Origin of the sequence: Halopseudomonas sp. Lyrl_26 (assembly GCF_051948695.1) — a bacterium.
GTDB classification, from domain to species: Bacteria; Pseudomonadota; Gammaproteobacteria; order Pseudomonadales; family Pseudomonadaceae; genus Halopseudomonas; species Halopseudomonas formosensis.
This window is the reverse complement of record NZ_JAYJLH010000003.1, coordinates 358,154-367,782: the sequence shown is the minus strand read 5'-3', so window position 1 is coordinate 367,782 and position 9,629 is coordinate 358,154. Positions and strand designations below refer to the sequence as shown.

Below are 9,629 nucleotides of genomic sequence, written 5' to 3'. Positions count from 1 at the left end.
CTCCCTGCTGATCGCCGAGATCGGCAAGGGTTACAGCCACATCCTGGCCCCGGCCAGCACCAACGGCAAGAACTACCTGCCGCGCGTGGCTGCCCTGCTGGACGTTGACCAGATCTCCGAAATCATCAGCGTCGAGAGCCCGGACACCTTCAAGCGTCCGATCTATGCCGGTAACGCCATCGCCACCGTCAAGTCCGACGCCGCGGTGAAGGTGATCACCGTACGTGCCACCGGCTTTGACGCCGTGGCTGCCGAAGGTGGCAGCGCCGCCATCGAAGCCGTTGCCTCGGCCCAGGACGCCGGCATCTCCGCCTTTGTTGGCGAAGAACTGGCCAAGTCCGACCGCCCCGAACTGGCCGGTGCCAAGGTGGTGGTCTCCGGTGGTCGCGGCATGCAGAACGGCGACAACTTCCAGCTGCTGTACAGCCTGGCCGACAAGCTGGGGGCTGCCGTGGGCGCCTCCCGCGCCGCGGTGGATGCCGGCTTCGTGCCGAACGACATGCAGGTCGGTCAGACCGGCAAGATCGTTGCACCGCAGCTGTACATCGCTGTGGGCATCTCCGGTGCCATCCAGCACCTGGCTGGCATGAAGGACTCCAAGGTGATCGTGGCGATCAACAAGGACGAGGAAGCGCCGATCTTCCAGGTTGCCGACTACGGCCTGGTCGCCGACCTGTTCGAGGCGGTACCGGAGCTGACTGGCAAGCTGTAAGCCTGCGGTTCGCTGCAAGCGCCAAGCAGAACCCCCGGTTCTCTCAAGCCGGGGGTTCTGCTTTTTGGGGTTGCTGGCTTCGCCCTATACAGGCCCGCCCGATCACCCAACCCGACCTGCCTTCATCACCACCTCCCATACCCCGCCCCTGCGCTTGCCGCCTGCCGCCCCTGCACCGTACAGTGAGACCTCCGACACCCCTTCAGTCACGAGGTGCCCATGTCATCATTCAGCTTTGCCACTACCGCCCGGATCCTCTGTGAAACCGGCGCTGCCAGCCGCCTGGCCCAGCTCTGCCGCGAGCGGGACGCGCAGCGGGTGCTGATAGTGACCGACCCCGGCATTACCCGGCTGGGGCTGCTGAATGATGCCCTGCCCGACTTCGTCGACCACGGCATGTATGTCGAGGTATTCGATCAGGTGCTGGCCGATCCGCCCGAGGAAGTGGTGCTGGCCGCGGTGCGTCAGGCCCGGGAGATGAACGCCCAGCTGGTGATCGGCTTCGGCGGCGGCAGCTCGATGGACGTGGCCAAGCTGGTCGCCCTGCTCGCCCATCCCCACGCCCACCAGAGTCTGGCCGAGATCTACGGCGTGGACCAGGCCCGCGGCCAGCGGCTGCCGTTGATCCAGGTGCCGACCACCGCCGGCACCGGCTCGGAGGTGACCCAGATCGCCATCATCACCACCGGCGAGACCACCAAGAGCGGCGTGGTGTCCCCCCTGCTGTTGCCGGATCTGGCGGTGCTGGACGCCGAGCTGACCCTGGGACTGCCACCGGCGGTGACCGCCGCGACCGGCATTGACGCCATGGTGCATGCCATCGAGGCCTATACCAGCAAACTGAAGAAGAACCCGCTGTCGGACATGCTGGCCCGGGAGGCACTGCGGCTGCTGGCCGGCAACCTGGACGAGGCGGTACATAACGGCAGCAATCTGCAGGCCCGCCAGGCCATGCTGCTGGGTTCGCTGCTGGCCGGTCAGGCCTTTGCCAATGCCCCGGTGGCGGCGGTGCATGCCCTGGCCTACCCGCTGGGCGGGCACTTCCATATTCCCCATGGCCTGTCCAACGCCCTGGTACTGCCCAGCGTGGTGGCCTTCAATGCTCCGGCGGCCGAATCCCTGTATGCCGAACTGGCGCCGCTGCTGGTGCCCGACTGCCAGCCCGGCGACGCCGCCAGCCTGACCGATCAGCTGATCACTGCCCTGTCCCAGCTCAGCCCGCGCTGCAACCTGCCCAGCCGCCTGCGCGATGCCGGTGTACCTGAGGACAGCCTGGAAATGCTGGCCAGAGACGCCATGCTGCAGCAGCGCCTGCTGGTGAACAACCCGCGGGAGGTGACGGAGGCGGATGCGCTGGCGATCTATCGCCAGGCGTATTGAGTAGATTTGCCGGAGCGCTTCGCCGGCAATCGCCGCGAGGGCGCGGCTCCCACACAAACCCCGATCCGTAGGAGCGCCGCCCTCGGCGCGATGGCCCGCCCAGCGGGCCCAGGGAACAACCCGGAAAAGCCAGAGATATTCAGCATGACCACCCACCCCCAACGCACCGACTACCCCTACCTGCATCCCATCACCACCCGCTGGCATGACAACGACATCTACGGGCATATCAACAACGTCACCTACTACGCCTACTTCGACAGTGCGGTGAACAGCTATCTGATTGCCGAGGGCGGTCTGGATATCCATCAGGGTGAGCAGGTAGCCTTCGTGGTCAGCTCCGGCTGCGACTACTTCGCACCCATCGCCTTCCCCGATGCCATCGAGGTGGGGGTGCGGGTAGCGAAGCTGGGCAACAGCTCGGTGCATTACGAGCTGGCGGTATTCAAGGTGGGGACGGCCGAAGCCTGTGCGGCGGGGCGCTTCGTGCACGTGTTCGTCGAGCGCGCCAGCAACCGCTCCTGCCCCATCCCGGAGCGTATCCGGTCGGCGCTGGAGCGGTTGCGGGTCAGCTGATCACTCGAAGGGACGCTCGGCCCACCAGGGATAGAAGTCCGGGCGATCCTGACTCGGGCGCAGCTTGAACTCGGGGGCGCGTTTTTCCAGGAAGGAGCGCACACCCTCTTTCGCGTCCTCGGATTCGCCCATGAAGGCAATCGCCCGGGAGTCGATCTTGTGCGCTTCCATCGGGTGGTCGGCACCGAGCATGCGCCAGATCATCTGCCGGTTGAGCAGGGCGGACATGGGCGCGGTGTTGTCAGCGATCTCGCGGGCCAGGGCATAGGCTGCGGGCATCAGCTCGTCGGGCTCGTGGATGCTGCGGATCAGACCGCCCTTGAGCGCTTCCTCGGCGCCGAATACGCGGCCGGTATAGGCCCATTCCAGCGCCTGTTGCGGACCCACCAGACGGGGCAGGAACCAGCTGGAGCAGGCTTCCATGGTGATTCCCCGGCGGGCGAACACGAAGCCGAACTTCGCGTTGGTCGAGGCCAGGCGAATGTCCATCGGCAGGGTCATGGTCACGCCCACGCCCACCGCTGCGCCGTTGAAGGCACCGATCACCGGCTTGGTGCACTCGTAGATGCGCAGCGACACGGTACCACCGCCATCACGCAGGTCAGCGCCCTCGGGCTGGTCGGTACGGGTGTGGCGGTTGAAGGTATCCCCGCCCTTCTCCAGGTCGGCACCGGCGCAGAAGGCCCGGCCGGCACCGGTAACGATGATGACGCGCACCGCATCGTCGGCGTCGGCGGCGTCGAAGGCGGCAATCAGCTCACGGCGCATGGGGCCGTTGAAGGCATTCATGCGCTCCGGGCGGTTGAGGGTCAGGGTCAGGATGCCGTCCTGCACCTGATAGTCGAGAGTTTCGAATTGCATGGTGACTCCACAGCGGGTTGTTCCGGATGAGAGTCAGTGTAGGCAGGGGCGCCGGTGGCGACCATTACTCTTGGCGGTTGCTATGGAAGGTCATAGGCGGGGCAGATAAGTCTGCCGGGGGATGGCATGGTGGACGAGCTGGTGCTCGTCCTTCCCGGGAAGCACAAGAGGCTCGCCCAGCCTGGGAACGTCGAGCACCAGCTCGATGAGCGGAGTCCGACAGCTGCATTAGCGCATCCGGCACGCTCGCAGGTACGAGTGATGCTCACCCCCCCGGGAAGGCGTAGCGCAGGTGCGCTACCCCCCAGCAGCAACACGATGCGACTAGTCGACCCGCTCGAACTTCAGATCCCACACCCCGTGGCCCAGCCGCTCGCCACGCTTCTCGAACTTGGTGATCGGCCGCTCTTCCGGGCGGGGAATGTAGGTGCCATCAGCGGCCTCGTTGCGGTAACCCGGCGCGGCGTTCATTACCTCGAGCATGTGCTCGGCGTAATGCGCCCAGTCGGTGGCCATGTGCAGCACACCGCCGACCTTCAGCTTGCGTCGCACCAGCTCGGCAAAGGCCGGCTGCACAATGCGCCGCTTGTGGTGCTTCTTCTTGTGCCAGGGGTCGGGGAAGAACAGCAGTACCCGGTCCAGACTGGCATCGGGAATGGCCCGGTTGAGCACCTCGATGGCGTCGCAATCGTAGACCCGCACATTGCTCAGGCCGTTGTTCAGCAGGCCATTGAGCAGGGCGCCGACACCCGGGCGGTGCACCTCGATACCGATGAAATCCTGCTCCGGCGCCGCCTGGGCCATCTCCAGCAGGGAATGGCCCATGCCGAAACCGATTTCCAGGGTGCGCGGCGCCTGCCGGCCAAAAACTGCATCCAGATCCAGCAGTCCCTGCTCCAGGCTCAGGCCGAACAGCGGCCAGCCCTTTTCCACACCCCGTTGCTGGCCTTCGGTCATGCGCCCGGCGCGCATCACGAAGCTGCGGATGGTGCGGCGCGGCTGGCCGTCGGTCGGCTGCTGCGGGTTCTCGTTCACGTCACTCATTTCCGACAAAGGTACCTTCCCAGGGTGAAGAGGCGGCGGCATACAGCCGACGCGGCATGCGGCCGGCCAGATAGGCGCCACGGCCAGCCAGTACCGCATGTTTCATGGCTTCGGCCATCAGCACCGGCTTCTGCGCGGCGGCGATGGCGGTGTTCATCAGCACTCCGGCGCAACCCAGCTCCATGGCGATGGCCGCATCGGAGGCGGTACCGACCCCGGCGTCGACCAGAATCGGCACGGTGGCCTCTTCCAGGATGATACGCAGGTTGTAGGGATTGCAGATGCCCAGACCCGAGCCGATCAGGCCGGCCAGCGGCATTACCGCGACGCAGCCGATCTCAGCCAGCTGGCGGGCAATGATGGGGTCGTCACTGGTATAGACCATGACATCGAACCCTTCCCTGACCAGCACTTCGGCGGCCTTGATGGTTTCCACCACGTTGGGGAACAGGGTCTTCTGGTCGGCCAGCACTTCCAGCTTGACCAGATTGCGCCCGTCCAGCAGCTCGCGGGCCAGGCGGCAGGTGCGCACGGCATCCTCGGCGGTGAAGCAGCCGGCGGTGTTGGGCAGAATGGTGTAGCGGTCCGGCGGAATCACATCCAGCAGGTTGGGCTCGCCGGGGTTCTGACCGATGTTGGTGCGGCGGATGGCTACGGTCACTATCTCTGCACCGGAAGCCTCGATGGCTTGCCGGGTTTCTTCCATGTCCTTGTACTTGCCGGTTCCCACCAACAGACGGGAACGGTAACGCACGCCTGCAATCTCGAGGGCGTCTTCTTGTATCTCTGTCATGGTCTTCTCCGCAGGGCCAGAGAGGGGCTGCGTCTGATGCGCTAGCCGCCGCCTATGGCGTGGACGATTTCGACTCGGTCACCGTCATTCAGACGCGTGTCGGCATACTGGCTACGCGGCACAATCTCCAGATTCAGCTCGATGGCCAGTCGCTTGCCGGTCAATCCCAGGCGCTCGACCAGATCGGCCACGCTGATGGAGGAATCGAGGGGATGGGCTTCGCCATTCAGTTGGATCTGCATGGGACAACTCAATGAAGGGTGAATCGGCCGGTAATGATAGCCCGAAATGGGCCTGGCTGACTATTTTCGCCCTAGCCTTTCAGTCGCCAGGCTGCCACGCCGAAGCAGATCCAGCCCAGCAGAAAGCACACCCCACCCATGGGCGTGACCATGCCCACGCGCCAGCCCAACAGGGTCAGGGTATACAGGCTGCCGGAAAACAGCAGCATGCCCAGGGCGAACAGGCCGCCGGAAACCTTGAACAGCCGACTGCCGGGCTGGCGAAGCAGCAACAGGCCGACACCGATCAGCGCTGCGGTATGCCACAGCTGGTACTGCACCCCGGTCTGGAATACCGCCAGCATGCGCTCGGGCAACCGCGCGCGCAGGGCATGGGCGGCAAAGGCACCCAGCGCCACCCCGGAAAAACCGCTGATTGCGGCCAGCAGCAGAAAGATCCTTGCCATCAATTCATCCCCCGGATGTTTATACTAGCCCCGATTCTAACCCGACCTGATGGTGGACCGGCGCGTGAAGACAATCGTCCGCAAGACATTCAAGTGGTTGCTGATCCTCATCCTGCTCAGCCTGCTGCCGATCCTCGTGCTGCGCTGGGTGCCGGTGCCCGGCTCCATGCTGATGGTCGAGCGCTGGCTGGAGGCGCGGGGTAACGAGGACTTCGAACTGCGCCACAACTGGATTGCCTACCGGCAGATACCGGACAACATCAAGATGGCGGTGATTGCCGCCGAGGACCAGCGCTTTGCCCAGCACCATGGCTTCGACCTGAAGGCCATCCGCGCCGCCATGCAGCACAACCAGCGCGGCGGCAGTCTGCGCGGCGCCAGCACCCTGAGCCAGCAGCTGGCCAAGAACCTGTTCCTCTGGTCCGGGCGCAGCTGGCCACGCAAGGGGCTGGAGGCCTGGTTCACCCTGGCCATGGAGACGCTCTGGCCCAAGCAGCGGATCCTCGAAGTATACCTGAACATCGTCGAGTGGGACGACGGCGTGTTCGGCATCGATGCTGCGGCGCGGCACCACTTCGGTGTACCGCCGGGCATGCTCTCCGACCAGCAGGCCGCCCAGCTGGCAGCAGTTCTGCCCAATCCGCGACGCTGGAGCGCCGCCAACCCGCCACCCCATGCGCTGCAACGCAGCCAGTGGATCCGTCAGCAGAGCCGACAACTGGGCGGAGCGCATTATCTGCGGCAGATGGAGAAAGGCGGAGAGTGGCCGCAGTGGCTACGGCTGAAGTACTGGCAAGACAAGGTAGCGGAATAGCTGGGGTTGGCGAGCCCCGCTCGCCGACGGAGTGGCCCGCTGGCGTAGTGCAGAAACGGCGGGGCCGCTGAATCAGCGGCCCCGTGCATGCCTTAAGCGGCTTTTTTCGCAGCCTTTTTCAGGGCCTTGATTTTCTTCTCTTGCTTCTCGACCTTGGCTTCGCGGGCCTTGATCTCCTGCTTGATGGATTTGACCTTCTTGTCAACTTTCTTGTCGGCTACTTTAGCTTTCTTGGACATTATTCTGTCTCCTTGAGAATTCCCGGCTGTTCAGTCGCTTCATGCTTCTTGATGAACTTGCGAATGAACTGCCTGATTTCGCGAGCAGCGGTCGTATCCAGCTGTTCGCACAACTCCACGAACTGCTCACGCTCTGCACTGCTGATACGAATCAGCAACTGACTGTCTTTCTTGTTGGATTTCACTTTTCTGGGTTTATCTGACATGGGCGCGCTCACACAAAAAAATGTTATCTCAGCAAGTAAGATATCTACAATGTATATACATTATATTGTCAGATATATCGGAGCTGATGACCTCAGGCTTCACCCGTCAGCCAGTCCCGCAGCTCGCTGGGCAGCAGGCCGGTCCAGCGCCGCAGGGAGCGACGGAAATTGGCCCGGTCGGTGAAGTTGAGATAGTCGGCCACCTGGTCGCTGGAGTAGCCACGGCTCTGGTACAGCTCCATGGCCATGCTCGCGCGGGCCTGGTCCAGTTGCTCCTGAAAGCCGGTGCCGTGCTTGTACAGCTTGCGCTTGAGGGTCGCCGGGCTCATATGGAAGTCCTCAGCCACCGCCTCCAGTCGCAACGGCTGGCGTAAACGCTCGCGCAGGTAATCATGCAGGCTGTTAAGCAGGCTCTGCGGGGCGGGCAGCTGCGCCAGCATGGCCACGCCCTGCTGTTCGGCAACCTGGCCGGCGGTGGCCGAAGCGCCCGGCCAGGGGCGATGCAGATAATCCCGGGGCAGGCACATCTGGTTCAGCGGGCTGGCAAAGCGCAGTTGCTCACCCAGATGCACCCAGTACTGTTCGCTGTAGCGCGGCCGGGCATGACTCAGGTGGAACACCCAGGGCAGACGCTGGCCGGATAACCACTGGCTCATGCCGGTGACCGCCGCCATGCCCGCCTCGATCAGGAATACCCGCTGGCTGCCTGCTCCGAAGCTGTCGCCCCAGTCCAGCCAGACATGCTGCTCATCCAGCCGCAGGCGCAACCGCAGCAGCGGCCACAGCAGGGTCTGCAGGCGCACCAGCCGCTCCAGCGCCTCCTGCAGATTGGCGGCATGACTCAGGGCATGGCTGGCCGCTCCGTAATGGCCAGGCAACCACTGCTGGCCCAGCAGGAAGCTGGTGTCGTCGGCCGGCATCTGCTGCTGCACATTGCCGATCAGCCGCAGGAACTGCTGCGGTGCAATTCGCTGATGGCCGGTGAGAATGTCCTCATGGAACAGTCCGGTGCCCTGCAGCAGCCGGTGGATGTTCACCCCCCGGGCCAGCGCCAGATCAATCAGACCCGCGGGTTGGTAATGCGCCGGAATGAAGCGCGAATCGCACTCCAGCCAGCTGTCCGACAGCTGCCTAGGCATGCTGCACCATCAGACTCTGCCGGGCACGGGCCAGACCGATATGCAGCCGCTCCAGCAGGGTTTCCGTATCCTCGTCCCGGGCCATCAGTGCCATCACGCTGGCAGACAGCTCGATACGCTCCCCGTGGCGGCTGCTCTTGTAGGCCAGGCTCCGCACCGCATCGCGCAGCTCTCCCGCCAGCACCTGTGCCTGACGCTCGCCGGTATGCGGCAGTATCACCACGAACCTGTCACCCGCCAGACGGCACAGCAGATCATGCTGACGCAGATTGAGCAGCAGCAGCTGGGTCAGCACCTGCAGCAGCCGATCCCCTTCGGCATGCCCGTATTCACGGTTGATACGGCTGAAGGAATCCATGTCCAGCATGATCAACGATACCGGCTGACGGTTTTCCGCTGCCTCGTTGAGCGCCAGTTGCAACTGCGCTCGCAGGTAGTTGGCGTCGCCCAGCGGAGTGACCTTGTCGAACTGACGATGCTCGCGGAACAGCCGCTCGCGGTTGCGCATCTGCTCGTTGATCGCCAGTTGCTCCCGGTGCCAGTGGAAGATGCCCAGGGTCATCAGCACGAAGCCCACCGGCATGGGCCCGGACTCCAGCCAGCCGTCCCAGCTCACCGCATCGGGCAGAGCGATGAACTCGTCCACGGTATCCATGAACAGACTGAAGAACAGGCAGCCCAGCCCGAAGAACAGCAGGTTGGTGACAAAACCCGCCGGGCGACTCTTGAGCAGCAGGCCGATCCACACCAGCAGCAATACCGCCGAGCCGCCCTCACCGGCGATATCCAGCCAGTCCCACAGCGCCACCGGCTTGATTTCACCCGCCATGAGATGCAGCAGCAAGCCGGTATTGGCCGCCACCAGCAGGCCGACCAGCTTGAAACGATGCATGCTCAGCATGGATGTCATTCGGCTTTCCTCCTTTATCTGCCCGCCAGCTAACCAGCAGTTGATGACAATCCGGTTGCAGGGGTGGGGGTCATATCGGCTCAGGGCAGTTACCGGCGGATGGGGCCATGGATTGCCATGTCGCTGCGCTCCTCGCAATGACGTGGAAGTACAAGGTGTCCGCTCCGTGCTGCCGCGCCTGCCGTCATTGCGAGCCCGCAGGGCGCGGCAATCCATAGGGGCAGCATCTGAAAGATCCATCACACAGGGTCAAATCAGCTCAAAATC

General features: G+C 64.0%; 13 protein-coding genes. 4 read left to right on the top strand and 9 right to left on the bottom strand.

The genetic code is table 11. The features are described 5' to 3' along the window. The 3 genes from VF673_RS06940 to VF673_RS06930 form a co-directional block, all read left to right on the top strand. The coding region (locus tag VF673_RS06940) for an electron transfer flavoprotein subunit alpha/FixB family protein (protein ID WP_440291383.1) at window positions 1-712 on the top strand (712 nt) is incomplete at its 5' end. A gap of 219 nt (window positions 713-931) precedes the next feature. Then, window positions 932-2,092 (top strand): iron-containing alcohol dehydrogenase, encoded by a 1,161-nt coding sequence (locus VF673_RS06935; RefSeq protein WP_320331384.1) that lies wholly within the window; start codon window positions 932-934, stop codon window positions 2,090-2,092. 144 nt (window positions 2,093-2,236) lie between these two features. Continuing rightward, on the top strand, window positions 2,237-2,668 hold the full coding sequence (locus tag VF673_RS06930) for an acyl-CoA thioesterase (RefSeq protein WP_440291382.1): 432 nt from the start codon (window positions 2,237-2,239) through the stop codon (window positions 2,666-2,668). Here the strand turns inward: VF673_RS06930 and VF673_RS06925 are convergent, their stop codons facing one another. The 5 genes from VF673_RS06925 to VF673_RS06905 all read right to left on the bottom strand — a co-directional run bounded on the left by VF673_RS06925 (window position 2,669) and on the right by VF673_RS06905 (window position 6,054). Beyond that, the gene (locus VF673_RS06925; protein WP_440291381.1) at window positions 2,669-3,529 is read right to left on the bottom strand and encodes a crotonase/enoyl-CoA hydratase family protein; all 861 of its coding nucleotides are present in this window, start codon (window positions 3,527-3,529) and stop codon (window positions 2,669-2,671) included. Window positions 3,530-3,853: 324 nt separating this feature from the next. Further along, on the bottom strand, window positions 3,854-4,573 hold the full coding sequence (gene trmB / locus VF673_RS06920) for a tRNA (guanosine(46)-N7)-methyltransferase TrmB (protein ID WP_440291380.1): 720 nt from the start codon (window positions 4,571-4,573) through the stop codon (window positions 3,854-3,856). Next, window positions 4,566-5,366 carry a thiazole synthase gene (locus tag VF673_RS06915; protein WP_320331388.1) on the bottom strand — a complete coding sequence of 267 codons (801 nt, stop codon included), beginning with the start codon at window positions 5,364-5,366 and terminating at the stop codon, window positions 4,566-4,568. Before VF673_RS06915 ends, trmB begins: the two co-directional genes overlap by 8 nt. Window positions 5,367-5,407: 41 nt before the next feature. Next, window positions 5,408-5,608: a sulfur carrier protein ThiS gene (thiS, locus tag VF673_RS06910; protein WP_090540304.1), complete on the bottom strand. Its 201-nt coding sequence runs from the start codon at window positions 5,606-5,608 to the stop codon at window positions 5,408-5,410. Between the two features lie 71 nt (window positions 5,609-5,679). Further along, a complete protein-coding gene (locus VF673_RS06905) occupies window positions 5,680-6,054 on the bottom strand; it encodes a DUF423 domain-containing protein (protein WP_440291379.1) in 375 nt (124 codons plus the stop codon). 49 nt (window positions 6,055-6,103) lie between these two features. Here VF673_RS06905 and mtgA point away from each other — a divergent pair, with 49 nt between their 5' ends. Then, the gene (gene mtgA / locus VF673_RS06900) at window positions 6,104-6,868 is read left to right on the top strand and encodes a monofunctional biosynthetic peptidoglycan transglycosylase (RefSeq protein ID WP_440291378.1); all 765 of its coding nucleotides are present in this window, start codon (window positions 6,104-6,106) and stop codon (window positions 6,866-6,868) included. Window positions 6,869-6,960: 92 nt separating this feature from the next. Here the strand turns inward: mtgA and VF673_RS06895 are convergent, their stop codons facing one another. The 4 genes from VF673_RS06895 to VF673_RS06880 all read right to left on the bottom strand — a co-directional run bounded on the left by VF673_RS06895 (window position 6,961) and on the right by VF673_RS06880 (window position 9,362). Further along, complete coding sequence (locus tag VF673_RS06895; protein ID WP_440291377.1) at window positions 6,961-7,107, bottom strand: hypothetical protein; 147 nt, start codon at window positions 7,105-7,107, stop codon at window positions 6,961-6,963. Beyond that, window positions 7,107-7,313 (bottom strand): hypothetical protein, encoded by a 207-nt coding sequence (locus VF673_RS06890; protein ID WP_188636644.1) that lies wholly within the window; start codon window positions 7,311-7,313, stop codon window positions 7,107-7,109. Before VF673_RS06890 ends, VF673_RS06895 begins: the two co-directional genes overlap by 1 nt. A gap of 92 nt (window positions 7,314-7,405) precedes the next feature. Then, on the bottom strand, window positions 7,406-8,452 hold the full coding sequence (locus VF673_RS06885) for an AraC family transcriptional regulator ligand-binding domain-containing protein (RefSeq protein WP_440291376.1): 1,047 nt from the start codon (window positions 8,450-8,452) through the stop codon (window positions 7,406-7,408). Then, the gene (locus VF673_RS06880) at window positions 8,445-9,362 is read right to left on the bottom strand and encodes a GGDEF domain-containing protein (RefSeq protein ID WP_440291375.1); all 918 of its coding nucleotides are present in this window, start codon (window positions 9,360-9,362) and stop codon (window positions 8,445-8,447) included. The genes VF673_RS06885 and VF673_RS06880 overlap by 8 nt, the downstream gene beginning before the upstream one ends. Between the last annotated feature and the right edge of the window lie 267 nt (window positions 9,363-9,629).

Coding starts and splice junctions, on each gene's coding strand:
- VF673_RS06915 (WP_320331388.1), bottom strand. CDS start 5,366: ATGACAGAGATACAAGAAGACGCCCTCGAGATTGCAGGCGTGCGTTAC.
- thiS (WP_090540304.1), bottom strand. CDS start 5,608: ATGCAGATCCAACTGAATGGCGAAGCCCATCCCCTCGATTCCTCCATC.
- VF673_RS06905 (WP_440291379.1), bottom strand. CDS start 6,054: ATGGCAAGGATCTTTCTGCTGCTGGCCGCAATCAGCGGTTTTTCCGGG.
- trmB (WP_440291380.1), bottom strand. CDS start 4,573: ATGAGTGACGTGAACGAGAACCCGCAGCAGCCGACCGACGGCCAGCCG.
- VF673_RS06890 (WP_188636644.1), bottom strand. CDS start 7,313: ATGTCAGATAAACCCAGAAAAGTGAAATCCAACAAGAAAGACAGTCAG.
- VF673_RS06925 (WP_440291381.1), bottom strand. CDS start 3,529: ATGCAATTCGAAACTCTCGACTATCAGGTGCAGGACGGCATCCTGACC.
- mtgA (WP_440291378.1), top strand. CDS start 6,104: ATGGTGGACCGGCGCGTGAAGACAATCGTCCGCAAGACATTCAAGTGG.
- VF673_RS06930 (WP_440291382.1), top strand. CDS start 2,237: ATGACCACCCACCCCCAACGCACCGACTACCCCTACCTGCATCCCATC.
- VF673_RS06935 (WP_320331384.1), top strand. CDS start 932: ATGTCATCATTCAGCTTTGCCACTACCGCCCGGATCCTCTGTGAAACC.
- VF673_RS06895 (WP_440291377.1), bottom strand. CDS start 7,107: ATGTCCAAGAAAGCTAAAGTAGCCGACAAGAAAGTTGACAAGAAGGTC.
- VF673_RS06880 (WP_440291375.1), bottom strand. CDS start 9,362: ATGACATCCATGCTGAGCATGCATCGTTTCAAGCTGGTCGGCCTGCTG.
- VF673_RS06885 (WP_440291376.1), bottom strand. CDS start 8,452: ATGCCTAGGCAGCTGTCGGACAGCTGGCTGGAGTGCGATTCGCGCTTC.